Raw genomic sequence first — 25,337 nt, 5'->3', positions numbered from 1 at the left:
GAAAGATTAACGGAATAATCATTTTTAAAATCTCTGGATTCCCGATGAAATATTTCGGGAATGACGGCAGAAGCTAAAATATTCAAATCCCCCTCAATCCCCCTTTTTCAAAGGGGGAAGTTTCGGATTGATCTCTTTTTTCAAGGGAAAAGTTTTGGGTTGCTCCTTTTCCAAAGGGGAAAGATTAACGGAATTATCATTTTTAAAATCTCTGGATTCCCGATGAAATATTTCGGGAATGACGGCAGGGAAACGGGAATGACGGAAGAAGCTGGGATCTTCAGAAAGAAACCGAAATCTTAAAATCCCCCTCAATCCCATATTTTCTTCTTGATTGACATTTGAATTAAATTTATTTTTAATAATATCGGTTGGACCTCAAAAATGAAAGAAAAAACTTTAACCACACAATTTAACGTTCTCTTTTATACCATGGTTTTCGTTTTTGTGTTCGGCAGTGCTTGTGGAATCTTAAATAAAACCAAACGATCTGAAGTAAATGATCTTTATGAGAAGAATATACTGGATGGGTTTGCGGCAAAAACCGGTTTTGAAATTGTTTCTTTAAATGATGCTCCTTTTAAAATCACCGGGGAAAATAGTGGTCCGAATAGTCCCGTTTATAAAGAAAGTATTACCTATTTATTGGATCCCCAGGTGGACGCCTACAAATTCGATGAAGAAGGATTAGGGCATATCAAAAAGGCCACACTTGGTTGGAAAGAAAGCCGTGAAACCTCTCCTTTTGTTTTCGACCTTTTTCTTCATGGAGATTTGAAATCAGAAAATCAATTAGCGATCCGAATTGCCGATTTGGACATACGGAAATTTCTTCACCAATCCATCGTTCCCCTTTCCGGTGATCGGAACCTTGCCCGGCTGCAGGCCCACTTCGCGGAGTTCTCCCGGAAGGCCAAAATCCTCTACGCTCTCTCCGATTCGGAAAAACTGTCTTCAAAAAGCCCTTACGAAAAGCACCTCTTGGATGAGCTTCATACAGGGCTCTCCAAACTAGTCAATAGATCCGAAGAAGAAAAATCCAGGGATCTGGAACCCCTGAAAAGAGCGCTCCGGGAATTCGAAAACAAAGAGAAGCCGAAACTGGACGTCGTCAATCGAAACCTTCAAGAAGCAATTAAAAGTTCCGACCGAAAAAATGAACTTTCAAAATTGAATAAAACCGTCGTTGCGCTCAACGTCGTGGAGAGAATGTATGACATCATGTTGATCAACAACTGCCGCGAACCGGGCAATTACGAAGTGAAGGTGCGGGACCGTCTGGGCAGATTTCTTTTAAAGACCAATTTCAGTTTTACGACGAAACTCTACAATGAAATACTCACCCGCTACCACGGTCTGGGGATCCGGCAACAAGGCACAGGGATCCGTGTCCCCAAAACCATTCGAAACCGGGAAAAGCTTCGGTATTGGGACAGCTTCCTTCCATGGAATTGGATGAAATCATTCCCAAGGGCGACGATGGAATCCCTCTCCTTCGTTCGTGCCCTGAATGCGGAAAATTTCTCTAAAAAAGCCTCCCTGAGAGGAGAGATCCAAGCGGTTCGGGGAAGAATCCCCTATGAAGAATACGAAGTGGAAGTCAGAAAGAAATCCGGCCTCCGCTCCCACGGCCCGGAACCTCTATCCTATGTCCGTGCGGACCCCAAACTATCTCCCCCTTCCGGATTTGAATCACCTTTCGATATTCAAGACACCGGATATTGGAACCGGAAATCCAATGCGGGCAAGATCGTGCCCCATCGGTTTCAAAGGTTTGAAGATTTGCAACAATACGAGGTTTTCCTCTCGGGTTTTGACCTGAACGGTGTTTACCTTGGAAAAAGCGATCTTGAAAAATTTGACAGGGAAAGAAAGGAAGGCCGATGGCACTTTAATTTCAGCTATCTAAAAAACCTCGACCGGTTTGAAATTCGCCAATTAGGAAATGAATATCTTGAAATCCGCCTGTTGAGCGAACCGGAAAAACCGGAATCGGTAAACTTTATCTTCGGGAATTTCCAGATCGATGTCGGTCAGTCAAAAGAATTCATATTCGGGATCGGCACCCAGCCTCTCATTTCGGCCTATAACGACAATGTTTACCAGGAGCCATTGCTTTATGGGCTGGCCTATGATTCGAAGGGCAGGATTCTCGATCACCATGACCAGGGCATCGGCGTCGAGAGGGTTTACATCGAACGCCTCCAAACCGATTCATACAAGATCCGTTTGATTTCCTATGAGCGGATTATTCCCGTGTGGGAGGGGATCATTCGGATTCCGGGGGGATCGGGGTCGGACCACACTAACTTGTTGAAACATGATTTTTCCCTCCCCATTTATAGATATTTTCAGGCTTTAAACGGCTCTTTTTAACCCCAAAATGGCGGAATAAGAAACCTTATTGAGAAAATACCCCGATTCGTTCTTTCTTTTTTTTCTCAAACTTACGTTTTTTCCACCCAAAACACCACTTTAAGCCCGAAAAAACGCCCTATAAATGCAATTTTTTTCCTCTTTTCAATCCCTTATCTTGGCCCAACCCCATTGACTAAGAGCAACACTTTCCCTTCATTCGATCCGAAACGCCTTGTTTAGAAAGGATTTTTTGTAAAATCGCTTTTGGCCATTCCTGTCTCGGATTTCTTCTTGATTTGGAAAGCCCTCAGGGCTAATATGCCTCCATGCAAAATGAAATCAAAGAAGTTCAGAACCGCTTGGGGTCTTCCCAACGGGTGACCGTTTTGACGGGAGCCGGGATTTCGGCGGACAGCGGTGTTCCCACCTTTCGTGGACCCGATGGGTTATGGCGAAATTTTAGAGCAGAGGAATTGGCGACCCCTGAGGCGTTTGTGAGGGACCCGGTTTTGGTTTGGGAATGGTACAATTGGCGAAGAGAGCTGATTTCATCCAAAAAACCCAATCCGGCACATCACACCCTCGCCGCATTAGAATCCCGAATTTCTAATTTCTCCTTGTTAACACAAAACGTTGACGGGCTCCACGGTTTGGCTGGAAGTCAACGGATCGTTGAGCTTCACGGAAATATTTGGAAGGTAAGATGCACAGGGTGCGGTCAAATCAACAATGATCGGAGGGTCCCTATTCCAATTCCCCCCTATTGCCCTTCTTGTCAAAGAATGCTTCGACCCCATATTGTCTGGTTTGGGGAAATGCTGGACCCAAAAGATATGGAGCAGGCTATGAAATCCCTTGAGTCCTGCGACACCCTGCTGGTTATCGGCACCTCCGGGGTGGTCCAGCCCACAGCATCCTTTGCCTCCATCGCAAAATCGGCAGGGGCGTTTGTGGTCGAAATCAATCCCGATGCTTCAGCCTCGGTTGCCCATCTTGCCTTGAGGGGAAAAGCTGCAGAGGTGGTCCCCCAGCTGGCATAGAGAAACCTTTAACAGAGAAAAACAATTCCCCTTAATTGTATTCCATCCTTCAAACAAGGTCTCAAATAGTAGCCCCCAAAACTTTCACCTCCTACAAAGTGTTTTCTTTGAAAACTGGTGGAATTATTGATTAGGGAGAGAAAGTAGCAGATGAGAGACTGTAAGAAATATTGTGTGTGGTTGCTGAGGGAAGAATATTCTCGCCTCGGTTGTTTAGTACCATAAAATTGGTGTTATTAATCTGAACTCTTCTCAGCTAATTTCTTCAAGGCGTCGTTCATAGATTTTAACATTGGGGGGACACCTTTATCGAAGAAACTCCACATCAATGGCACCATCATCCCACTGAACAGTTCTTTATGAATTAACCGAGTGCCAGAACCCGTTTCTTCAAGCTCAAAGACTTTGTCATTGGTAAATAAAAATTCAGCCATCATTTTAGCCCGCCAACGAAAAAACTTGGGCTCTTCGAAGTCCGTTATGATGGGCATATATTTCTGTGCGTCTTTGCCATCTTTGCCACACATAGTAACACTAAGCTCAGACCCAAGAGATGGGGCTCCACTTGCCTGAGTGACAATTGGATTCCAATTTTTCCAGTTATCAAAATCAGTGAGGATGCTCCACACTTTGGTGGGTGGAGCAGCTATTTCAATTTCGGTTCGAATTTCTCGCATATTTTTTCCTTCCGTCCACAAAAAGAGGCAGGAGGTTAAAATGAGGGAAAAAAAAATAATCAAAATCAGCTTTTTCATAAAGTTACCTGGATCTTAGTTATTTTCTTCCCTTAGGCTCAATTTAGTCGTAGATTAACTATTTCCGGATGAAATTCATTATAGATGGGAAGATATCAAAGATCAACATTTCAGGAAGGAAGGGTTGAAGGTGGGGTCTACCTACTAGTCAACAAGTTTGAGGAGTCAGAGAATCACGGTTTACGGAAAGAAAGTGAGTATAAAGACCAAGCTCACTTGACGACAAAAGTGGAGCGTTGATAGGAGCGTAGCTTTTGGCGATAATGTAAAGCGCCTTGTTAGCCATTTTTTTTTAATTTTCTCTTTTGTAAAGAGCATAAACATATGGTCTTGGATCACCAAATGGGTTTATATATGTATAGTCAAAATGTGAAACAATCTTGAATGATGAGCCCAGGTATTTGGATATTTCTTCGATAGAATATCGATGAAGTGTTAGGCCCGCACATTTGGGTACACCTGTTTTTGAAAATTCGGCAAATATGGCATAGCCATCTACTTTTAATGTTGACTTTACATTCTCGAAGTATCCTTTTATATCTTCTTCATCGGTTAGAAAATGTAAAACTGCCCTATCAATCCATATATCAAAATCTGGTATTGCATTTTGGATTGGTCGGGGGATGTCTTGGCAAATCCAATTAATTTCTTTGCATTTGTCACCCAACCTGCTCTTGACCCGGTTTAGAGCCTCAATACTGATATCATTAAGAATTAATTTTACGCCCTTGGATAGAAGTTCTTCTATCAAAACTGAAGTTCCTATTCCCGGGAGAAAAATTGTGGAATTTTCCCAGTTTGGAATATGATTCAATAATTCCAATGTTTGGGATGCGTCCTTTTCATACCATCCTAATTCTGAATCTTCTGTTTCTGAAAAAATTGCATTCCAATGTCTACTACTTGATTTCATTGTTTTTCCTTTATCTTTTTTTACATTTGCTTTTCCTTCAATTTCTCAACATGAACTATAAGTGTATCAACTGTTTCTTTCAGCAAATCGAGTTCTTCGATTGTTAGATCATCTAATTGTTCGAGATTGTACTCAATAGTATCGATTATCCTTTTTCCAGGACGTTGCATTGGTCGCATAAAATAAGTTGTTACAGTTGCTACTATGGTTCCAAAAAAAAGCACAGAACCTATAACAATCCATAAACCACCAACCACCTGAGCAATATTAGACTTTGGCATATTGGCTATACCGGCTGTTGAGAAAGCAGCTACTCCCCAATACAAAGCCTCTCCATACGTATTTATCGTTCCTCCTTTAATATTATGTTCCGATAGGTACATTCCAGCTGAGAATATCATCCATAATAAAATCAACAAAACTATCATCTTTACGATTGGGGTATGTGTTAAGATATCTTTAATAAACCTCTTAAATCGTGTTTTTTCCTTTACTTCCCGCTTATTTTTTGATTTTCGTTTTATAACCATTTCTAGACTGAAACCCTGAAGCTGGACAAAATATGTTAGAGTAGCCGACAGGATGACCTGCCCCCAGAAACTAGACCATTTGAAGGTTTAAAATTGGCTCTTCTGCGGTCCGGTTTTCGAACTGTATTTTGGAAAATTCCAGGGGTGTCCGATTTCCCAAGGAACTATGAGGGCGAACCTCATCGTAAATCTCGACATATCCCAGCCCTGATGGTCCTAATACTGCCCCACGACCAAAAATCCTGGTATTGCACCAAGACCTAAGGATTGAAACAGAGGTACAACAATCACTACCCCAGATAACAGAATGATAATATCAGTCAAATATTCAATATTCACAAACAGGTTCTCATCTATTACTTAACAGTATTTCAAAATACCTAATCGGTTGCCCTCAACCGTGGGCTGCAGCCTGCAGGCGATCACCGTAACGCCCGTAGAACCACTTCATGACAAAGGGTGGAAACAGCGTGCTGAGTGCGATCACCATCACCATGCCCGCGTAGATCTCATTACTGAATATGCCGCTTATTCTTCCCAACTCTGCGAAAATAAGACCGACTTCACCACGGGGTATCATGGCCATACCGATCACCCAACGTACACCCCATGGTTCCTTAATAAGAAATGCGGCCACGAGCTTGCCAACGATAGCCGCTACCAGCAGGGTCAGCGAAAATCTCCAGATAAAGGGCGATCCCCAATCGATCTCGCGCAGGTTGAGGGAAAGTCCCACAAACACGAAAAATATCGGCGTAAACAGATGGACGATGGGCTTCATCTGATCCTCAATGCGGAGTGCGAAAGGCTCATCGGTGTGCAGGGCAATACCAAATGGCAGAAAGAAGCGTCTCGAGAGAGCCAGGCCAGCGGCAAAGCCGCCAAGCAACTCCGGCGCCCCTAAGGCATTGGCCAGCCATGCGAAGAACAACACCAGCGTTACGATGGTGGTAGGGAGCAGACCGGGGATCCCGCTGGCCTTAGCGAACCGCTTGATGATCAATGAAATCAACTTGGCGGCAACGGGTGCCAGGACGAAAAACGCGCCCAAGAACAACAGCACTTTGCCAGCGTTGAGCAGGCTTATCCCACCGCTGATGGAGAACTCGTAGAGTAGCGTTAACAGCACCACGCCCAAGACGTCGTCCAATACGGCTGCACCCAACACAATCTGCCCCTCGGGTGCCTGCTGACGTTTGAGATCAGACAGTACGCGTACAGTGATACCGATGCTGGTGGCCGTAAGCGTGCTGCCGATAAATAGGGACACCAGCAGCGACAGGCCGAACACCCAGTAGCCCAGCGCGAAGCCCAATAGCAGCGGCAACGCAATGCCGGCCATGGCAACCACGAGAGATTTGCTGCCGGTACGCACCAGGCGTTTGAGGTCGGTTTGCAAACCGACCTCGAATAGCAGCAAGATAATGCCGATCTCTGCCATCAGCTTTATGGCCTCGACCGGTTCGATCCAGCCCAGCAGGCTTGGCCCCAATACCACGCCAGCGAATAGCTCGCCCATCACCGATGGAACCTGAAGCCGCGTCGCCAGTTCCGCGAAAACCCGTGCCATCAGGAGAATGACTAGCAGGTAAAGAAGAAAGTCATGGGTTTCCATTAAAAATTCCTTCTTCTATCACCGTCCATTAATTGGACAAAAGGCTCCTCCCACAGGGCGTGCTTAGATACATTGTCTTGCTCATTCATACTCTCTTCCTAGTTCCTTTTTGCCTGTACAGCCGTGGGACATCCCGAAACAGCCACTCCCGCACCGTCTTTGTGATCGCGGCTACTGCTGGTGGGAGATCTTGCGATTCACGGAAATAGCGTAGAACTGCTCGCGCACCTCATCCGTCTGGCCGATGGGAAACACCTCGTACTGCTTTTGCAACGGTAGAAGGTCTGGCGGGTAATCCCCATCTTTCGGATGACCTCTCTGACGGGAATGCCGGTTTCGGCCTGTTTTAAGGCAATCTGCTCTTCGGTGAATTTGGACTTCTTCATTGCAAAATCTCCTGGGGTCTTATACCCGGTTTTGCCGGAAAACCCACATTTTGAGTAGATCACTTTTAGAGGAGAAGGTCAATTTCCGAATGAAATCTACCATAAGTTGGAATGTGTCAAATATTACACTTTCAGCTTACTATAAGGAAGTGGGATGAGGTTGAAAAAGAAACGACATGGCAAAACCAAACTGTTAAGGTTGAACTGAGATGTAAAACCATTTAACAGAAGGAGGTTATTGCCATGTCGAAAAGGGATTTTAGCAAGCAGGTAGAGAGGCGTCAAAAGATAAAGAGGACAACATTGGTAGTAGGTGTGGATATCGGCTCTACATTCAATGCGGTGGCATTAATGAACAAGGAAGGGGAAGTATTAGGCAAATACCCAAAGATTTATAATTCCCGGAGGGGGTTTGATTATTTTGCCAAAGTCATAGAAGAAGTAAAGACCAGCAATGGATTCAAAGGCGTTCTCATGGGGATAGAGCCCACGGGACATTACTGGCGCAAGATTGCCTATTTTGCCAAGGAGAGAGGATACGAGGTTCGGTTTATCAGGACGACAGGCTTAAAGCATCAAAGGGGACTTGATGAGAGTTCCTCTGCAAAAACGGATATGAGGGACCCGACCCTAGCCAATATCACGCGGGAAGGTAAATACATCGACACCGTGATAGAGGATGGAGTCTTCAGGCAGCTGCGGACGTTAGCGAAGCTCAGGGAGAGAGTGCTCAGATATTCTGTGAGTTCACAGAACACACTGGGTGCGGTGTTGGATGATTATTTTCCTGAATTGAAAAGGATTTTCAGCTCGATGAAGATCCGGAGTTTGTGGGCCAAATTGCAGTGCTGTCCATTTCCGCAGGATGTCGTAACCCTTGAGGTATCGATGATAGCCGAGGTCATTGGAAAGAGTTCTAGAAGAAGGGCTGAGGCTGCACAGAAGGCCATGGATCTGTATCAGGCGGCCAAAGAGAGTATCGGATTAAAACAGGTGATTAACACAGACAGATATCGATTAAAGCTATGCCTGCAGGAAGTTCAGCGATCCGAGGGGTTGTTGAAAGAGATTGGGATGCAGATGAAGAAATTATTAGAACAGATACCCTGCTGTGAGTACATACTTTCTGTACCCGGTGTAGGAGCTTTATCAGCAGCGGTCTTTTTGGGAGAGCTGGGAAATCCGAATCATTTCAACCATCCGAAGCAGATCATCAAGTACTCAGGGTATGATCCGCAGGAGCGAGATTCTGGTAAAAGGGTGGGAAGGAAGATCATCTCCAAGAAGGGTCGTTGGCTATTGAGGAAGACTCTGTTTTTTATGAGCATGAGGGTCGTGCAACAATGCCAGTTCTTTAAGGATTATTATCGAAGAAAGCTTGAGAACCAAAACAGGTTTGGACAGTTGTTAAAGAAGAAAGAGGGCCTTTGTGCGGTGGCAATCAAACTGATTAAAGTGATATTTGCCCTTTTAAGGGACAAAAGGGGCTATGGCGAAAACGTCTCCTCTTTAACATTGGCGGCATAAAATAAAACAACAGTTGTGGTGGAAGGAGGACCGTACTACTTCGTAGGTCATAAGGATCTGCCTGATTCAGCTTGGTCAACTTCCACCCGCCTTTCGACCTGAATAAGGTAAGTTGGGCATAAAAGGCCCGCAGAACAAAAGAGGTTAGGTGAAAGGAAACAATGGTTGGAAGTACACCACAACTGAACTAACTTTTCAAGATTGGAGAAAAAAAATTGACAACTGCCTTAGAAGAGGAAGGAAGTATTATTATTAAATAATCACCCCGTGAATCCACCCATCCAAGATGGGGCCGGGAGGGGCGCCCCTTTTTGGGCGGGCACAGAAAAAAAGTTTTTTGGTAGGGCCTCAAGACAACTAGGAGGAACATTGTGGAAAGTGATCCACTAGAAGGCTTTTTTAATTTTTTGAAAAAATCGCTTAGATAAAACAAGTTGTGAAACAAGCCTTTTCCCCCCTTTTTAAACAATCACTATTAAAGGAAAGAACTTTTTTCCTTTTCGTTCCTCAACTTCTGAATAAGGGAGATTCCTAATTTATTTTTTTTTGGAAATCGTAACCTCCCTTGCATTGGTTCATTTGAATGGCATTCTAGGCATAAAGGAACCAAATTTAGGGGGCTTGTGTTTCCCTTATTGCCATCTCGATGGTGAACGTGGAGAAGTTTCCTGTTCTGAGAGTCCCCAAAATATAAGTTACATTTATTACAACGCCACCCAAAATTCTCCCTAAGTTTTTGTGAAATTTGAGACCAATCTTTAGGATATTCACTCTTTGGGCCGATCTGATCGGTAAACTTGGGTTTGGTTCGGAACATTGGTTTGTAAAACATCAAAAACTCTTCAATATCGAAAGAGACCCAGATGTCATGGGGGATGTAAGAAGGTTGATCAAAACCTTTATATTTTAGTTTTGCCAAGCAGTTCTTACAAACAAGCAACTTTGCTTCAATTTCTTCAATCCGATCTGAATATTTTGACTCGTAAACATCAACAATAAAAACCCCGGAGGTATTGTATGTAATACGATATCTCTCAAATCGATTGTTTGATCGCATTTGTTCTAGAGTAGTGCAATCAGCGAGATGGAAACGCCTTGTTTCTTTAGGGTATTTAAGAACAGTATTCTTCACTTCTTGGGTATCCCTAATATACAAAATAACAGGGCGGTCTTTATAGTCTTTGTAGATCAATAATCCGTTTTCATCAGCCACAACCTGATTAATATCTGAAATATCAAGGCCCGATTTATTATGTAGCTGTTCAAGCTCTATTTTCGAAATTTCCATTTTTCCTGTTTCCCAGTTAACTGAGGTGGCTTCCATTCTTAGGACCAAGGTTTTAAGTTCAGGAAATTCCAAGTCCAGTTTCATAAGTCTACCTTTAAAATTTTACGAATTTGAACTTCCGCATTTGTTTTTACCCGAAAGTCCACTCTTCTAGATTGGGATCGTTTCTCAATACCGTTTACTAGGATAGGTTTGCTCGATGACATGCCATTTGCTGTTATTGTTTTTTTAACCCAGGCCTTAAATTTGTTTACCTCAGGAAGCGTTAACGAATATTGCAACACAGCTCGCGTTCTGTCCTGAGATAAAGCCATATTATAGAAATATGCCTCATCTTCTGTAACGGCGGTTACCCATTCAGTTGATGTATGGCCTTCAATTCGCACCTCTTCAATATCTAATTTATAGTTACCAAGAACTTTTAGGTACCTCGGGAAAAAATCTCTAAGGATTGATTGGAATTCGGGTTTCAACTGAGATGAATTTGAATCAAAATAGATGGTAGGTTCATTAAAACTAATGGTAAGTGTTGGTTTATCAATAGTCGCATTCCATTTTGGAAGATCTTCACGAAATTCTAAATATAGATTTTCGTAAATTTCATCCTGAGTTTTTTGAAAAGTGACCGCTACCTCTTCAATTTTATTTTTTTCTATAATTATATTTTTCATGAAACTGATGGCGATAAAAAGGAAGAGTATCATTAACCCCGCCATTAAATCTGATACGGATATCCACTGTTCCTCTTCTTCTTTCGACCCTCTCTCAAACACATCAAGCAAGGACATTTCCATTCTCCCTCGATACCGATTCCGATAATCTTACAACTGCTTTTAACCTCTCGGTTAATGGGCTATAATCCTCTACAAACTTGTTTGACAATGAAGCTAAGTTACTACCCATAACCTCCACTACTCGCTTAATTTCATCCTGCATGGACTTGTCTAAGGCTTCCATTTGTTTCGTAAGGTTTTCATTGCTTTCTTTAATTGCCCCTTCAAATATATTGCGAAGTGTAATAGCTATCTCGGTAAAGTCCTTCGATTGTTCCTTTACAGTCTCTTCTATTGTTGAAACTGAATTGGTAACAGCATTTGAAAAGTTTTCTGTCATTCCTAAGATACGTTTCTCAATTAATGGAAAGGCATCGGTGGCCTGCTGACGAAGATCCTTAAAAATTTCTAAATGGCGGGTTAGATTGTTGGTTTGGGTTTGAACTGTTTCGATTAGTTCCTTGAGACCCATTACGGTTTGTGGGATTACTGACATTTGTTGAGAAATAATTGATAGAGATTCTTTGGCTTGGTCAATTCCCGTAAGTGTTTTTTGGAATTGATCGGTCAATTTTTCCACATGCTCTTTGTATTTATCCTGCCAAACCAATAGAGCCGCAACGGCTTCGTTTAGTCGCTTGAAATTGTCACCAAACTGTTCGTTAATTTTTGTGTTGAAATCTTTCATGACCTTTTCCAAGGCTTCTATCAAGGCGTTAGTATTGTTTTCGGCCATGGAACTTGCAAATTTAGCAAAATAATTTTTTAAATTTGTGAGGTGGTCTGTGGTGGAAATTCGAAGTTTTTGGATTTGTGAGACCATTGAAGTTTCTTCATCTCCTGAAATTGAAGAGCGAATATTTGCAAGTACATGGTAAATATCTGTGGCAGTTACACCTTCATTACTAATTGATTTTGGGAGAATGTGTATAATGCTACGGAGAAGAAGAGCTAAAAACATTCCAATGATGCTTGTTGTAAAGGCAATCTTAAGTCCCTCAAGGAGGGGTGGAATACTTGCATCGATATTTCTTACGTCAAATTCAAACAAACCCATAAAAATCCCTACAAAAGTCCCCAATATTCCAATTTGGATTAGGAGAGAGGGGCAAACCCTAATCAGATTCTGTGATCTATGGGTGTTAGAGGAGCTATATAAAATGATTGTTATAAAAAAGAGGATTAACAATAAAGAGGTAAAAAACAAGGTTATTTGATTGTCAATGACCCCTTGGTATGTTTTAAAAAGGAAACCTTGTAATTCCATCTGAAACTCTCCTATCTGTTAAAAATCATGTTATTTGCTTTAATTTTTATACCTTCTATTCCTAAAGACTGGTTAAATCTCTTTTTCTTCCATTTATCTTCTTCATTGATTAAAATTTTTTGATTACCTATATTTAGGTTTCCTAACCCCCCAACCTACAAGGTAATATCGATCTTCAGGAAAATGGAACCCTTACCTCTCATAAGCAAGTGCGTAAAAGGTGATAATAAAGCGTGGGAGGTTTTTACAAAGGAATATGGGCCAATGGCTATGAACATATTAAGGAAGTTTATTGATTTAGATGACTTCGGGAAGGAAAACGTTTTGCAGAACGTCTACATAAAACTAATCAAAGGGGGGCTCGCAAATTTTCGTGGGAATTCACGCTTTGAATTCCTCAAATATTATAAGGTTATTGTTGTAAATGAAGCTCAAACATACCTAAAAACAGAAAATAGATGGAAAAATATGGCCCAAGATCTTATTTCCTTTCCTATGGAAATGGGTGACCAGATAGAAGAGGGAAATTTAGGTTTATTAAACTGTAAAGATGAAAACCCAGGACCAGATAAAATAACTGAGGGAAGTGAAATAATAAAAGTATTGCAAGAAATTCTCCAACAGTTCCCTCTTAAAGACCAAGAGGTTTTTATTTTCAAGATGAAAGGATACAAAGATAAAGAAATCAGTGACCTCCTTGAAGTCCCAATGGGAACGGTAGCATCTCGAAATTCTAGAATTGTTGAAAAAATTAAGGATGAGCTTAGAAAACGTGGAATTGAAGAATAAAAAAATTTTTTGGTATTGGAAGAAATTTTTCTTTCAAGTAGTCTTTAAGTGTAGGTGAACTCTATGGCTGATCTTGAAAATAGACATAAATTGCATATAGCCAAAAATATTTTGTCAACAAAAACAGATAGTTGCCTAGATACTAATGTACTTGGTTCCTATTTGGAGAAAAAACTGACCCAAAGAGAAACCCTCAAAGTTGAGGACCATATAAAGGGTTGTTTATTCTGCCTAAATCAATTGTCAGAATTAAGGGAGTTAATCCATTTTGAGAAATACAAAGAACCTTTGCCCCTTTCCTTAGAAGAAAGACTAATAAATTCCTTGCCACAAGCCACTACACCCTCAAAGGATTTGTTTTCAACGATAAAGAATACAATTCTTTCCCCAACTAAAGGTTGGGGGAAAACATTTATCCCTAAGATTACCTGGAAATATGCTTTTGGGACTTTTTTAAGCCTGTTGGTAGTTTGTTCAACTACCGTTTACTTAACATTGCAATTTATTAAGCCAGAAAAAACCTTTACCACCCAAAATACTATCCCCGATGAAATTGTTAGAAAAGCACAAAAAGCTGCGGTTAAGGTCAATGTAATTGATAAAAAAGGTAAAATATTAAGAGAAGTTCCAGGATTCGTTCTAGATTCCAGCGGTCTTATTTTAACGAATTTAAGTGATTTAAATAATGCCAATTCTGCAAAAATCGATTTTAATGATGGAAGTACTTACCAGGCCGAAAGTGTTGTTCCAGATTTTGAAAAAAATTTAGCCCTCATTAAGGTTAATAAGGAAAATCTACCTGCTTTAAAACTATCAGAAACTAGGGCCGTAGAAATCGGCAATAAAGTCATAAAATTTACTGGTCCAAATGATCCAGAAGGGGGGTTTTCAAAAGCAGTTGTCACAAAAAATATACCTCTAAGTACAAGAAGAGGTGAAGGGAAATCACCCTATATTCAATTAGCTTCTACTACTTCAACAAACAGTAAAGGAGTATTATTGAATGAGGCTGGTAAAGTAATCGGAATGACCATCCAACAGGAAGAGAAAAATAGCATTGCTATAATTTTGAGTGAGTCAGATAAAATAGAAGGAAATTTTAAACCCCTTTCAGAGATTGGTCAGGTGAAGAATAAGGGGGAAGCTATTAATATGTACCTCAAAGGTGTCTTGTCTGATAACGAAGAAAAATATGATGAAGCAATAAAATATTTTAAATCATCAATAGAACTTGATAATAATTTTGAAGCAGCACATCTTGAACTTGGTTACCTTTACTATTATAAAAAGATGTACGATTTAGAGGTCAAAGAATACCAGGAAGCTTTAAGAATAAACCCCAAAAATACTTTAGCTCGTTTTAACCTAGCCGGATCATATGATCAAGCAGGGCTTTATGATAAAGCAATAAAAGAATTTGAAATAATCCTTCAAATTGACCCAAAAGATAAAGAGACCCTTTATGAACTTGGTGTATCTAATGTAAGCCAGGGAAAAATAGAAAAGGCCCGGGCAAACTATGAAGCATTAAAATTTCTTGATCCGGGACATGCCGGAAAACTAAAAGCACTTATAGATATTGCAGAGAATTCTGATGCGGGGACATAGTAGGATTTTAACAGGAATCGAGACCCGTGTCCGAGTGCTTCACTGCATGCCCAGTCCACCGAAAATACATTTCCAAATCACGCGGTGCCATTGTCTTCATGGTCGTATACCTAACGTTTGTCACAAACCCCAGCAAAAAATGGCACAACGAAGGAACGATGGTTTTTGCTGACCGTGTCGATGGCGTTGTTATAGGTCATTTTACTGCGAACAACTTGTTGATATTACCGGATTTCTCTTTTCGAATTTTTCCGTAGAGTTCCATGTAATACAAAACGTTCGCGACTTTCTTACCCTCCTCAAATGTTTATCAACTTCTTAATGTCCTTCTTAAGGGTGCCAGGGTTGCTTTCTATGGCTTTCATCAAAAGGACCGACATACTGGCCATCTCCTTGGCGTTTTGGACCATTTCTTTCCATCCGGACAGTTCTTGAAAAAAGTTAACGATCTCTTCTATATTTTGGATCTGTCCGCCATATCCGTTTATGGCGTAGTAGGAAAGGGGTTCCCTTAGAGCGGGTATACCTCCAAGGTCGAAGGAGCCATATGCTATTTTGTTTTGCAAAATTAACGGTTCTATTGGACCCAGACTCATTTGGGAGTACATGGACATTTTCTTGAACTCACGATTCTTTTTCTCTTCCCGGATTTTTGTCAACAATGAGTAGTAGAGTTCTGTCAATTTTGATAATGACTGATCTTTGTGTTTTTCGCGAAGATCCGCTAGTAGTCGGGACGGCTCACGCGCCGCATCTATGAAGAACGAGTATGGCTGGTCTAGTTTTTTTCTGTTCTCAACGAATTCTTTTGTATCATTATCGAGCAAATCTTCAACGGCCAATTGCTTGGTGGGCTTCATTGTTTTCCGAAGCAGAAAATATCCGATGATCAACGCTGTAAATATCCCCAATAATATTTCCTTTGATCTGATCCCTCGCCTAAATTCGTTTTCAAGCGGTTTGGAAAACGTAGAGCACTGTGAGAGCGCCAGGAAAATCTTATATACTTTTGCTCCTCCCAGTCAACCGCAATCGCCTTACCTGCCTCCCCCTAGTGGGGAGGTGGTGGGGGCTTCCAACCCCAAACGAATGCCCCCTTTCATCCACGACTAACAACAGAAATATTGTATTCTGTGGTAGACCTCAAGGGTGTTTAGTACAGGAAGTAATAATTGCACCCACTATATCTGAAAAATGAAGTGAGGAAACCATAAAAAAACCCCGAAAATCCCTCCTAATAAACCCTTTTTAAATGTTTGCATTGGAGTTGTTACCTTTTCTTCTTGGGATTTTTTTTCTCTCATGGTAAAGGCGCCACTATTCTTGGTCTGTAATGCCCCTTAAAGGAATCCAAATCGGACCTAAAAACAGAGATAAAATAAGGCCCCTCAATCTAAATCCCCTCCCTTCGTGGGAGGGGAAACCTGCAGAGTTTTCTTTCACCCTCTCCCATCCAAAGGGAGAGGGAACCATTAGGGATTCTTTATCGCCGGTTTAGGAATCGGCGAGCCTTCTTGCTGCCCATAAGCAAATCATGTAGAATAAAATTTTTCCAAACCCCATTTCAGGGGTAGGGTTCTGGGTTTAAAAACAGAAAATGAAAACCAACGTCTGGTGCCTTCAAAACATCAACCTATTCAATGAATTCAACCGGGAGGACATGTTGATTTTGGAAAAGGTTGCTTCCATGTCTCCGGTAAAAAAAAATGAACCGATTTTCCTTCCAGGCGACCCCAGTCGGGAGGTGTATCTCCTCAAAACAGGTCGTGTAAAAATTTCCAGAATCACTGAGAACGGAAAAGAACTTACCATGGCCCTTTTAAAACCGGGAAATATTTTTGGGGAATTAGAGGCTTTGGATGGAACACCAAGAGATACCTTGGCAGAAGCGTTGGATGACACCGTCCTATGTCTGATCCCAAGAGACCCTTTTTTGGTCATGCTCAAATCCAAACCGGATCTTTCCTTCCGGTTGACCAAAATCATCGGTTTTCGTCTTCGGAGGATTGAAAGCCGAATTGAAGAGCTTGTCTATAAAGATGTTCCTACACGAGTGGCCCACGTCCTTATTGAAATGGCCCGGGATTTCGGAACCCAAGATGACAAAGGGACACGAATCGGAATTCGACTCACCCATCAGGAGATTGCAAATCTTATCGGTTCAACCCGTGAAACCGTTACGGCCACTTTGGGAGACCTTCGAAGACAGGGTTTTCTGGAGTTCGACAACCGGTCTATTTTAATCACCAATCTGGACCGTCTGTCTTCCCTCCCGAAATAATTTTGAAAAGAGGTCCGCGAATGATTCAAATCCCAATCCTTCTTGTAATAACCGGCCTACTGATTGTGGGTCTGTTTCAAGGAATCAAATGGTTAAAAAAAAATCACGTTCGGATCGGGATTAACCGTATTCCCTCACCCCGGGAAATGCTTTTCCTAACGATGGCATGGAAGATCATTAGAATGATTTTGTTTCGGATCATACTCCGTCGGTGAAATAAGAAAAAATACAATTTACCCCTTTTCTGTCTCTTCAGAAAAGAGGTTCCGAAACCAGTCATCCAGGTCCCCTTTTTCAATCTCGTCCAATGTAATGGCATTAAACCGGTGGTAGGTCACCCAATCATTAAATTTTGCAAGAAGGACTGAATCCCTTCCCTGTTTCTCTTCTAAAGCTTCCCATTTTTGCTTCAGCATCCCTTCGGTATAATCCTGCACTTTTTCCATAAACCGGTGAATAATTTGTGCCATGATTTCTGGATGGATTTTTTTTCCTTCAGGCAAACGTCCTTTTTGATAAAGCACTGTCATCTTATCCTCCTGATTTTATTGAAAATTCAAACTACTCATACCACAGCTTCATGGGGTGGATCAAGACGGTGTTGATTTTAAAAATCCAAATAGTCCTGTTTTATTGTTATTTAATAGGGTTACTGCTATACTTTCCTTCAAAACTAAACACCTTCGCCTCTTACTGATTGATCTCTTTTATCATTGAAACGGGGGCCACCTTTTTTTGAAAAAGGCGACTTCGATCCAAATAAAACTGCAAGAAGGGATAAACACCGCAGCCCTCTTTGGACAATACGATCTCTACCTTAAAAAAATAGAAGAGGCTTTTCCTGTTAAAATTGTGGCCCGAGGAGAAAGGTTAACTTTGGAGGGGGAAGAGCCTTCGGTCCGGCAAGTGGAACGGGTTTTTCATGATCTCTCGTTACAGGTCAAAAAAGGGTCCCATCTTCAAGAAAATGACGTGGACCTCGCCATCCGCATGGCCCAAGAACAACCCACAACCTCCCACAGAGAACCCCTTCAGACGGTAATCCCGGTTTCATCGAAAAGAAAGCCCATATCACCCAAAACCCCTACGCAACATGAATACATTAAAGCCATTCAAGAAAAAGGAATTGTCATCGGAATCGGTCCGGCGGGAACGGGTAAAACCTATCTGGCCATGGCCATGGCGGTTTATTCCCTGATCCGGAAAGAGGTTTCTCGAATTATCCTTGCCCGGCCAGCGGTGGAAGCAGGAGAAAAATTAGGGTTCCTTCCAGGGGATATGTATGAGAAAGTGAATCCCTATTTAAGACCCCTATACGACGCGCTGTATGACATGATGGAAGTGGATCAGGCCAACCGGTTGGTCGAAAGGGGAGATATTGAAATCGCCCCCCTCGCCTTTATGAGGGGCAGAACCCTGAACCACTCTTTCATTATTTTAGATGAAGCCCAAAATTCCACCTCGGAACAGATGAAGATGTTTTTAACCCGACTGGGTCATCATTCAAAAACAGTGGTCACGGGGGATATTACCCAGGTTGACCTCCCCACTGAGAAAAAATCAGGGCTCATTGAAATTCAATCCATTTTATCCGGCATTGATGGGATTCAGTTTATTTATTTTTCGGATCAAGATGTAGTCAGACACAAATTGGTTCAAGACATCATAAAAGCCTATGAAAAGCATACGGGAACGACTGGAAAAGGGTAAAGAAAGCCGGGAAGGAAAATTAAGAGTTCTTTCCGGGAAAACAGCGCCTTCCGCCAAAGAAGAAAAACGCACACCCAAACCTTGGTATCAAAACCCTGAAATTCAGCTAACGGGGATCGGGGCTTTACTGGTACTCTGTATTTCTTTTTTATTGGCACCCAAACTCCTGTTTGTTTTTCCCCAACTTGATATAGGGGAGCAGGTCCAACAAGATATAAAGGCCCCCACCGATTTAAAAATTCCGGATACCATCGCTAATCAAAAAAATCGGGAAAAAATTGAAGCGGAAACTCCATCCGTTTTTGATTTTGATTTAAGCCTGGTAACGGAAATCCAACGAAAAATCACAAAGGGGTTTTCGGTTTTAAAATCCGCCCCCTCTCGCACGGAGCCCTCAACTGAGAGGGCTCCGTTTCAGTCAGAAAAAATAAGAGAATTCCAAAATGTATTGGGAATTTCCCTGTCCCCCAATACCCTGGATACCCTTGAAAAGAATCCTTCCCTTGAAACCCAGGTCATCTCTCTTTACAAATCCCTCATGGAAAAGGGTCTGATTAATGATAAAAAACTTATGAAGGATGATTCCCACCGGGGCATCATCCTTCGGGTGGTGGGTCAAGGAAAAGAAAGTTTTATAAGAAACCTTGATTCGATTATGGATCTCCAAGAAGCGGAAGAGAAGCTTCAAAAATCCATTCAAACCAACCCCCGCTTGGATACCCTCCAAGGAAAAGCAGTCTTAGAAATGACTTTTAAATTATTGACCCCTAATCTCACTATTAATAAAAATGAAACCGAAATTCGAAAACGGGAGGCCACGGCCAATATTAAACCTCTGTTTTACCAAATCCAAAAAGGGAAAATCCTTTTTAAGGAAGGGGAACGGGTGACTGCCGACCACATCCCCCTTTTAGAAGAAATGGAACGGTACCAGGAACCCTCCACGTGGATTCAGATCCTCTCAGGCCTTTTTTTGATGGTGATCGTGATCGTGGGTATCCTTCTGTGGGATTTCAAGCGGCATTTATCCAAACAACGGTCCATTTTGAAAAGCAATCTTCCCTTGTTGGCCATTTTGATCGCCGGCACATTGATCATGGCCCAGCTTTCCCATTTCTTTTTGATTACCCTTGCCGATCGGTTCCCGTTTATTGACGCCTCCACCATCAGTTTTGCCCTCCCCGTTGCAGCCGGGGCTTTGCTGGTCTCTCTCTTATTTGATATTCATATTGCCTTACTGGCTTCTTTTATCCTGAGCCTGTTTATGGGGATATGGGTTCCCGAAGAAAACCTGTTTATTTTATATACCTTCGTGGGAAGTCTGGTTGCCGCCTTTAGTGTCATGAAATGTAGCCGGCGCTCCGCCTTAATCCGGGGGGGCTTCTTTGTTGGAATCGCAAATGTTTTTATGGCCTTTGCGATTAACCTGTATCACGGGGACCTGCTCACACTCAGCTGTCTTTTTGAGCTTCTCTTCGGTTTTACGGGGGGCTTTCTCGTCACGCTTGTGGTTTCGGCCTTGCTCCCCCTAATCGAATCCCTCTTTAAAGTCACCACGGATATTAAATTATTGGAGCTTTTGGACCCAAACCAACCTTTACTCCGAGACCTGTTCTTAACCGCCCGAGGAACCTACTACCACAGTATGATGGTCAGCCATCTGGCGGAGTCCGCCGCTGAGTCCATAGATGAAAACCCCCTTTTGGCCAGGGTCAGTTGCTATTACCATGACATCGGAAAGATGTTAAAACCGGAATACTATATTGAAAATCAATTGGCTGGGCCTAACCGGCATGATCACCTGTCCCCCAACATGAGTAGTCTCATCATTGCCGCTCATGTCAAGGAGGGAATTGAATTAGCAAAATCTCATAAACTACCCGAGGTCATCATTGATATTATTCCACAACATCATGGCACCCGGCTCATGAAGTATTTCTTCGAAAAAGCAAAACAGGATCATGACCCAGGACTCCCTCCGATTAAGGAGGAAGATTTTCGGTACCCCGGTCCAAAACCCCAAACGAAAATTGCCGGAATCATTATGTTAGCTGATGGTGTAGAGGCCTCCTCACGGGTTCTCAAGGAACCCTCCCCTGCACGAATCGAAAACCATGTGGAAAAAACGGTGACCACTATTTTTATCGATAACCAACTGGACGAATGCAATTTAACCATGAGTGATTTGAGAAAAATTAAGGAGTGCTTTACCCGTGTCCTTACTGGAGTTTTCCATCGCCGAATCGAATATCCCGGCACGGGACCGCCCTTCTACGGAGAACCGGCCAATGAGGGTCTTAATCCAAAACAAACAAAGGAAGCTCAACTTAAAAGTAAGGAATATAAGCGGGTTGGTGGCCAGGATGCTTCGGATGTTGGGATTTCCTAAGGGAGAGATAGGCCTTGTTTTTGTTTCCGATGGAAGGATGCGGGCATTAAACCGGCGTTACCGAAAGTTGGATCAAACCACCGATGTCCTCTCCTTTCCCCTCCAAGAATTCCACCAGGGAAAGAGGAAACCTCGTCTTCAAAAAACACCGTTGGATCCTCTTGGGGACGTGGTCATCTCTATTCCAATGGCTTTAAAACAGGCCCGAACCCAGGGAAAATCTGTTGATCATGAAATCATGACCTTATTGACCCATGGGGTTCTCCATTTGGTCGGTTACGATCATGAGGCGTCTCGGGTTGAGGAAAAACGGATGCGAAGCAAAGAAATGGCCTTTCATAAAACATTGACCCCCCGCCTTCCTGCTTTAACCCATTAACCATAGGAACGCCCTTATGCAAGGATTTCTGAAACGGTTTAGCAAGGGTTTGGAAAAAACCCGTTTGGGCCTAACCAAAGGCCTCCAACGTCTGGGACTGGGAACCCGCCCCCTGAACCCAGGTGACCTGGAAGATTTGGAGGAACTTCTGATTACCTCCGACCTTGGAGTCCATGCATCACAACGTTTTCTCAATTTTCTGAAGGAAGAAAACAAAAAAGGAAATATAAAAAATATTGATGATATCAAAAATTGTCTCAAAGGGGCCATGAAAACCCTTTTGGCCCCTTGCACCTTTGATTTCGCTGACTGGGTGCATCCCCAAATAAAACCGTTTGTGATACTGGTCGTAGGTGTCAACGGCGTTGGAAAAACCACCACCATTGGAAAACTGGCCCATCGATTCACAGCGGAGGGGAAAAAGGTCACACTGGCCGCCGGTGACACCTTTCGCGCAGCCGCCGTCGAACAATTGGAAATATGGGGCAAACGGGTAGGGGCCGATGTGGTCAAACAACAAAGCGGATCAGATCCCGCCGCAGTCATTTTCGACGCTTTGGCCGCGGGGCGAGCAAGAGGCACCGATATCGTCATTGCGGACACAGCGGGTCGTTTGCACACAAAAGCGCCTCTGATGGAAGAGCTAAAAAAAATCAAACGGGTCATGCAAAAAGAGGATTCCGCCAGTCCCCATGAAATTTTATTGGTTTTGGACGGAACCATCGGGCAGAACTCCCTTTCACAAACCAGACTGTTTCATGAAGCGGTGGGTGTGACCGGGTTGGCTTTGACCAAACTGGACGGGACCGCAAAAGGGGGAATAGTCGTCGCCATCTATGATGAATTGAAAATTCCTATCCGGTTCATCGGGGTGGGAGAAGCCCCGGAGGATTTACAGCCTTTCCAGGCGGAGGCCTTTGTAGAGGCTTTATTGGGATCGTAACCCCCTCATAAAGAGGTTTTTCAAACCACCACCCCTATCATTAGGGTTGGTTTTGAAAAAAGAATTGGTTTTGACTTTTCTCTCGGTTATTTCTAAAATAGGTTTTTCCTTCAAAATCCAACATACTTCAAAACACCTATGAAAAAATTTATCGGTTTATTTATTGTAATGTTTGTAGTGGTCGGGGTGTGGCAAACGCTCCAATCGTTCTTCTACTACCTTGAATTAAATTCAATGATGGATGAAATCATCATGGTGGAAACACTCCAGGGTCCCGAGGATCTAAGGAAATCTTTTATGGGAATGGCCCAGGATCGGGCAATCCCCTTAATCCCGGAAGTTATTCAGATCAAGGTAGAAGACACCGATAAAAAAACGGTTGCAGGAGCGATGATTGACTCTGAATGGATTAAGCAAACCAACCGCCTTTTAACCATCGACCTTTACTACCAAGCCCAAATTTTCTTCTTTTCGAAACGATATGTGCTTCATCGCGAAAAAATTTTTTCCCAAGCCTCCCTTGAAACGCCTGCCCTCCCAGATCTAGATAGCCCATAGAAAAATTCTCCATCTAAAATTGACATCGACGTTGACCTGTTGTTACTATTATGGGTTATCAATGGAACAAAATATTGACAGATTTTTAAAATGAGACGATCCGATGCTCACCATTCATAATCTGGATAAATCCTACGGGGGAAGGATTCTCTTCCAGGAGGCGTCCCTCAACATTCCTTCTCAAAGCCGGGTCGCCCTCGTTGGCCCCAACGGGTCCGGGAAAACCTCCCTCCTTGAAATAATCGCTGGAAACCTCTCCCCTGACGGCGGGACGATCGCTTTGAGTAAACAGGCCGTGGTGGGTTACCTTCCCCAAGAACTGCCGGCAGGCACCGATCGAACGGTCTTAGATCAGGTCATGGATCAAAGTCCAGAAACCCCATCCATTGAGCGGACGCTCCGCCAATTGGAAATTCAAATTTCGGAAACTTCTCCTGAGAAGTCAGAAACCCTCATCAAAGAATATGGTCGTCTCCAGGAAGAATTTGAGCGATTGGGTGGTTATGCCCGGGAAGCCAAAACCAAGGAAATTCTGTTCGGGTTGGGATTTCGGGAAAAACATTTAACCCAAACAGTCCAGGAACTATCCGGCGGATGGCAAATGAGAGTTCTGTTGGCACAACTTCTATTAAAAAACCCCGATCTTTTACTATTGGATGAACCCACCAATCACCTTGACTTAGAATCCGTCATTTGGCTCGAGTCGTATTTAAAAACATACACAGGAACCCTTTTTCTGATTTCCCATGATCGTCATTTCATGAATCACCTCGTGGACTGGGTGGTAGAAGTCACCCAATACAAACTGAAAGAATACCAGGGAAACTACGATCAGTTTTTAAAAACACGGGCCTTGGAAAAAGAAATTCTAGTCTCCACCTATAAAAACCAACAAAAGAAAATTGGAGCCACCCAGGAATTCATCGACCGGTTCCGTTACAAGGCCACCAAGGCCCGGCAGGTTCAAAGTCGAATCAAAATGCTGGACAAAATGGAACGGGTCGAAATCACACAGGAAAACAAAAAAATTCGCTTCTTTTTCCCCGAGCCTTTACGGAGCGGGAAAGAAGTCCTTCGTTTGAAAGAGGTTTATAAATCTTACGGACCGGTTTCCGTTTACCAAAACCTGGAAATGGTGATCCAGCGGGGAGACCGAATTGCCCTGGTCGGGCCCAACGGGGCAGGAAAATCAACCCTTTTAAAAATTTTGGCCGGGGCCATCCCCTTTGACAAAGGAAAAAGGAAATTAGGACACAACGTCACCCTTGCCTATTACGCCCAACATCAATTGGACCTCCTAACCCCACGTAACACGGTCCTGGAGGAAATGACCACCATCGCCCCTGAAGAAGCTTTAACCACTCTCAGAACCCTTTTGGGCTCTTTTCTTTTTACGGGGGATGAGGTCAATAAAAAGGTTTCAACCCTTTCGGGAGGTGAAAAAAGCCGCCTGGCCCTCGCCAAAATGCTCACCCGGCCTGCCAATTTCCTTTTGATGGATGAACCCACCAATCATCTGGACATCACATCAAGAGATATTTTGGAGGGGGCGATGTCACAATATACGGGAACCCTTTGTTTTATTACCCATGACCGCCACTTTATTCAATCCTTGGCCAATAAAATTATTGACATCCGAAATGGTAAAGTGACCGTTTACCCTGGAGACTATCACTACTACCTTTATAAAAAAGAAACCCCTCCAGCCCCCCCCCGGCCGGAACCCGAAACAATTTCTTTACAAGCCTCTATCCCTTCCGTTCAGGGGAGAAAAACAAGGGAACAAAAGAAAACAGAAGCGGAGGAAAGGAACCGTCGGTATCGGGAACTCTCCCCTTTAAAAAAACGGATCACTCATATCGAAGAAGAACTCGAATCAGAATCCGCAAAGCACAAAACATTGACTCAGGCCCTATCCGAAACAGAACTCTACGAAGATAATAAGAAATATTTTGAAACCCTGAAGCAATACAATCAGACCCAAAAGAAGCTCAAAGAACTGAATGAGAAATGGGAGCAGCTTTCACTGGAATTAGAACAAAAAGGAAAACAAAATGGGGAAGGTCAAACCCAAAGGGGCTAAGCTAAGTCCTCCTTTTCATAATTACGATGACATTATCCTCCGAAAAGTATAGCGCGGAGCTTCCCTCTGAGCTGCAAGCACTACAGATTTTCAAGAACAATCTATATTCTATGCATTAGCCGTCATTCCCGCGAAACCTGTCCTC

The 25,337-nt window shown here is 42.9% G+C and carries 22 protein-coding genes and 1 pseudogene; 13 read left to right on the top strand and 10 right to left on the bottom strand.

All coding sequences use genetic code 11. The features are described from left to right. Window positions 1-384 precede the first annotated feature (384 nt). Both VGB26_13760 and VGB26_13755 read left to right on the top strand, forming a co-directional pair. Window positions 385-2,376 (top strand): hypothetical protein, encoded by a 1,992-nt coding sequence (locus VGB26_13760; protein ID HEX9758843.1) that lies wholly within the window; start codon window positions 385-387, stop codon window positions 2,374-2,376. A 308-nt stretch (window positions 2,377-2,684) separates the two neighbouring features. Further along, window positions 2,685-3,398 (top strand): NAD-dependent deacylase, encoded by a 714-nt coding sequence (locus VGB26_13755; GenBank protein HEX9758842.1) that lies wholly within the window; start codon window positions 2,685-2,687, stop codon window positions 3,396-3,398. A 236-nt stretch (window positions 3,399-3,634) separates the two neighbouring features. On the opposite strand, the gene VGB26_13750 is transcribed toward VGB26_13755, so the two are convergent. The 5 genes and pseudogenes from VGB26_13750 to VGB26_13730 form a co-directional block, all read right to left on the bottom strand. Continuing rightward, complete coding sequence (locus VGB26_13750) at window positions 3,635-4,153, bottom strand: SRPBCC domain-containing protein (GenBank protein HEX9758841.1); 519 nt, start codon at window positions 4,151-4,153, stop codon at window positions 3,635-3,637. Between the two features lie 292 nt (window positions 4,154-4,445). Next, window positions 4,446-5,066, bottom strand: coding sequence for a class I SAM-dependent methyltransferase (locus VGB26_13745; GenBank protein ID HEX9758840.1), 621 nt, complete (start codon window positions 5,064-5,066; stop codon window positions 4,446-4,448). Window positions 5,067-5,086: 20 nt separating this feature from the next. Beyond that, window positions 5,087-5,596 carry an ion transporter gene (locus VGB26_13740; protein HEX9758839.1) on the bottom strand — a complete coding sequence of 170 codons (510 nt, stop codon included), beginning with the start codon at window positions 5,594-5,596 and terminating at the stop codon, window positions 5,087-5,089. A gap of 394 nt (window positions 5,597-5,990) precedes the next feature. Next, window positions 5,991-7,211 carry a cation:proton antiporter gene (locus VGB26_13735; protein ID HEX9758838.1) on the bottom strand — a complete coding sequence of 407 codons (1,221 nt, stop codon included), beginning with the start codon at window positions 7,209-7,211 and terminating at the stop codon, window positions 5,991-5,993. Window positions 7,212-7,477: 266 nt separating this feature from the next. After that, a pseudogene (locus VGB26_13730) lies at window positions 7,478-7,597 on the bottom strand (transposase). Between the two features lie 243 nt (window positions 7,598-7,840). Here VGB26_13730 and VGB26_13725 point away from each other — a divergent pair. Beyond that, window positions 7,841-9,124: an IS110 family transposase gene (locus tag VGB26_13725; GenBank protein HEX9758837.1), complete on the top strand. Its 1,284-nt coding sequence runs from the start codon at window positions 7,841-7,843 to the stop codon at window positions 9,122-9,124. A gap of 475 nt (window positions 9,125-9,599) precedes the next feature. On the opposite strand, the gene VGB26_13720 is transcribed toward VGB26_13725, so the two are convergent. The 3 genes from VGB26_13720 to VGB26_13710 form a co-directional block, all read right to left on the bottom strand. Then, window positions 9,600-10,412: an HNH endonuclease signature motif containing protein gene (locus VGB26_13720; GenBank protein ID HEX9758836.1), complete on the bottom strand. Its 813-nt coding sequence runs from the start codon at window positions 10,410-10,412 to the stop codon at window positions 9,600-9,602. Window positions 10,413-10,492: 80 nt separating this feature from the next. Then, window positions 10,493-11,200 (bottom strand): OmpA family protein, encoded by a 708-nt coding sequence (locus tag VGB26_13715; GenBank protein HEX9758835.1) that lies wholly within the window; start codon window positions 11,198-11,200, stop codon window positions 10,493-10,495. After that, window positions 11,187-12,452: a hypothetical protein gene (locus VGB26_13710; protein ID HEX9758834.1), complete on the bottom strand. Its 1,266-nt coding sequence runs from the start codon at window positions 12,450-12,452 to the stop codon at window positions 11,187-11,189. Before VGB26_13710 ends, VGB26_13715 begins: the two co-directional genes overlap by 14 nt. Window positions 12,453-12,635: 183 nt before the next feature. Between VGB26_13710 and VGB26_13705 the strand changes: the two genes are divergently transcribed. Both VGB26_13705 and VGB26_13700 read left to right on the top strand, forming a co-directional pair. Continuing rightward, on the top strand, window positions 12,636-13,241 hold the full coding sequence (locus tag VGB26_13705; GenBank protein ID HEX9758833.1) for a sigma-70 family RNA polymerase sigma factor: 606 nt from the start codon (window positions 12,636-12,638) through the stop codon (window positions 13,239-13,241). Between the two features lie 63 nt (window positions 13,242-13,304). Beyond that, window positions 13,305-14,849: a trypsin-like peptidase domain-containing protein gene (locus VGB26_13700; GenBank protein ID HEX9758832.1), complete on the top strand. Its 1,545-nt coding sequence runs from the start codon at window positions 13,305-13,307 to the stop codon at window positions 14,847-14,849. Window positions 14,850-15,148: 299 nt separating this feature from the next. On the opposite strand, the gene VGB26_13695 is transcribed toward VGB26_13700, so the two are convergent. Next, window positions 15,149-15,760 (bottom strand): hypothetical protein, encoded by a 612-nt coding sequence (locus VGB26_13695; protein HEX9758831.1) that lies wholly within the window; start codon window positions 15,758-15,760, stop codon window positions 15,149-15,151. A gap of 686 nt (window positions 15,761-16,446) precedes the next feature. Here VGB26_13695 and VGB26_13690 point away from each other — a divergent pair. Together VGB26_13690 and VGB26_13685 are read left to right on the top strand one after the other, a co-directional pair. Next, on the top strand, window positions 16,447-17,130 hold the full coding sequence (locus VGB26_13690) for a Crp/Fnr family transcriptional regulator (GenBank protein ID HEX9758830.1): 684 nt from the start codon (window positions 16,447-16,449) through the stop codon (window positions 17,128-17,130). A gap of 20 nt (window positions 17,131-17,150) precedes the next feature. After that, window positions 17,151-17,345, top strand: coding sequence for a hypothetical protein (locus VGB26_13685; protein ID HEX9758829.1), 195 nt, complete (start codon window positions 17,151-17,153; stop codon window positions 17,343-17,345). An 18-nt stretch (window positions 17,346-17,363) separates the two neighbouring features. On the opposite strand, the gene VGB26_13680 is transcribed toward VGB26_13685, so the two are convergent. Continuing rightward, a complete protein-coding gene (locus tag VGB26_13680; protein HEX9758828.1) occupies window positions 17,364-17,660 on the bottom strand; it encodes a hypothetical protein in 297 nt (98 codons plus the stop codon). Between the two features lie 205 nt (window positions 17,661-17,865). On the opposite strand from VGB26_13680, the gene VGB26_13675 reads away from it, so the two are divergent. The 6 genes from VGB26_13675 (at window position 17,866) to VGB26_13650 (ending at window position 25,192) form a co-directional block, all read left to right on the top strand. Further along, the gene (locus VGB26_13675; GenBank protein ID HEX9758827.1) at window positions 17,866-18,840 is read left to right on the top strand and encodes a PhoH family protein; all 975 of its coding nucleotides are present in this window, start codon (window positions 17,866-17,868) and stop codon (window positions 18,838-18,840) included. Beyond that, window positions 18,806-21,229, top strand: coding sequence for an HDIG domain-containing protein (locus VGB26_13670; GenBank protein ID HEX9758826.1), 2,424 nt, complete (start codon window positions 18,806-18,808; stop codon window positions 21,227-21,229). The genes VGB26_13675 and VGB26_13670 overlap by 35 nt, the downstream gene beginning before the upstream one ends. After that, window positions 21,204-21,608, top strand: coding sequence for an rRNA maturation RNase YbeY (gene ybeY / locus VGB26_13665; protein HEX9758825.1), 405 nt, complete (start codon window positions 21,204-21,206; stop codon window positions 21,606-21,608). The genes VGB26_13670 and ybeY overlap by 26 nt, the downstream gene beginning before the upstream one ends. A 16-nt stretch (window positions 21,609-21,624) precedes the next feature. After that, window positions 21,625-22,551 carry a signal recognition particle-docking protein FtsY gene (gene ftsY, locus VGB26_13660; GenBank protein HEX9758824.1) on the top strand — a complete coding sequence of 309 codons (927 nt, stop codon included), beginning with the start codon at window positions 21,625-21,627 and terminating at the stop codon, window positions 22,549-22,551. Between the two features lie 138 nt (window positions 22,552-22,689). Beyond that, a complete protein-coding gene (locus VGB26_13655; GenBank protein HEX9758823.1) occupies window positions 22,690-23,109 on the top strand; it encodes a hypothetical protein in 420 nt (139 codons plus the stop codon). A 103-nt stretch (window positions 23,110-23,212) separates the two neighbouring features. Then, entirely contained in the window at window positions 23,213-25,192 is a 1,980-nt protein-coding gene (locus VGB26_13650; GenBank protein ID HEX9758822.1) for an ABC-F family ATP-binding cassette domain-containing protein, read from the top strand. Window positions 25,193-25,337: the final 145 nt, after the last annotated feature.

The sequence above is a fragment of the Nitrospiria bacterium genome, assembly GCA_036397255.1.
Lineage (GTDB): Bacteria > Nitrospirota > Nitrospiria > DASWJH01 > DASWJH01 > DASWJH01.
This window is presented reverse-complemented; position numbering and strand designations above follow the sequence as displayed.

Coding starts and splice junctions, on each gene's coding strand:
- VGB26_13745 (HEX9758840.1), bottom strand. CDS start 5,066: ATGAAATCAAGTAGTAGACATTGGAATGCAATTTTTTCAGAAACAGAA.
- VGB26_13685 (HEX9758829.1), top strand. CDS start 17,151: ATGATTCAAATCCCAATCCTTCTTGTAATAACCGGCCTACTGATTGTG.
- VGB26_13680 (HEX9758828.1), bottom strand. CDS start 17,660: ATGACAGTGCTTTATCAAAAAGGACGTTTGCCTGAAGGAAAAAAAATC.
- ybeY (HEX9758825.1), top strand. CDS start 21,204: ATGCTTCGGATGTTGGGATTTCCTAAGGGAGAGATAGGCCTTGTTTTT.
- VGB26_13725 (HEX9758837.1), top strand. CDS start 7,841: ATGTCGAAAAGGGATTTTAGCAAGCAGGTAGAGAGGCGTCAAAAGATA.
- VGB26_13755 (HEX9758842.1), top strand. CDS start 2,685: ATGCAAAATGAAATCAAAGAAGTTCAGAACCGCTTGGGGTCTTCCCAA.
- VGB26_13750 (HEX9758841.1), bottom strand. CDS start 4,153: ATGAAAAAGCTGATTTTGATTATTTTTTTTTCCCTCATTTTAACCTCC.
- VGB26_13705 (HEX9758833.1), top strand. CDS start 12,636: ATGGAACCCTTACCTCTCATAAGCAAGTGCGTAAAAGGTGATAATAAA.
- VGB26_13735 (HEX9758838.1), bottom strand. CDS start 7,211: ATGGAAACCCATGACTTTCTTCTTTACCTGCTAGTCATTCTCCTGATG.
- VGB26_13760 (HEX9758843.1), top strand. CDS start 385: ATGAAAGAAAAAACTTTAACCACACAATTTAACGTTCTCTTTTATACC.
- VGB26_13700 (HEX9758832.1), top strand. CDS start 13,305: ATGGCTGATCTTGAAAATAGACATAAATTGCATATAGCCAAAAATATT.
- VGB26_13710 (HEX9758834.1), bottom strand. CDS start 12,452: ATGGAATTACAAGGTTTCCTTTTTAAAACATACCAAGGGGTCATTGAC.
- VGB26_13650 (HEX9758822.1), top strand. CDS start 23,213: ATGCTCACCATTCATAATCTGGATAAATCCTACGGGGGAAGGATTCTC.
- ftsY (HEX9758824.1), top strand. CDS start 21,625: ATGCAAGGATTTCTGAAACGGTTTAGCAAGGGTTTGGAAAAAACCCGT.
- VGB26_13715 (HEX9758835.1), bottom strand. CDS start 11,200: ATGTCCTTGCTTGATGTGTTTGAGAGAGGGTCGAAAGAAGAAGAGGAA.
- VGB26_13720 (HEX9758836.1), bottom strand. CDS start 10,412: ATGGAAATTTCGAAAATAGAGCTTGAACAGCTACATAATAAATCGGGC.
- VGB26_13690 (HEX9758830.1), top strand. CDS start 16,447: ATGAAAACCAACGTCTGGTGCCTTCAAAACATCAACCTATTCAATGAA.
- VGB26_13670 (HEX9758826.1), top strand. CDS start 18,806: ATGAAAAGCATACGGGAACGACTGGAAAAGGGTAAAGAAAGCCGGGAA.
- VGB26_13740 (HEX9758839.1), bottom strand. CDS start 5,596: ATGGTTATAAAACGAAAATCAAAAAATAAGCGGGAAGTAAAGGAAAAA.
- VGB26_13655 (HEX9758823.1), top strand. CDS start 22,690: ATGAAAAAATTTATCGGTTTATTTATTGTAATGTTTGTAGTGGTCGGG.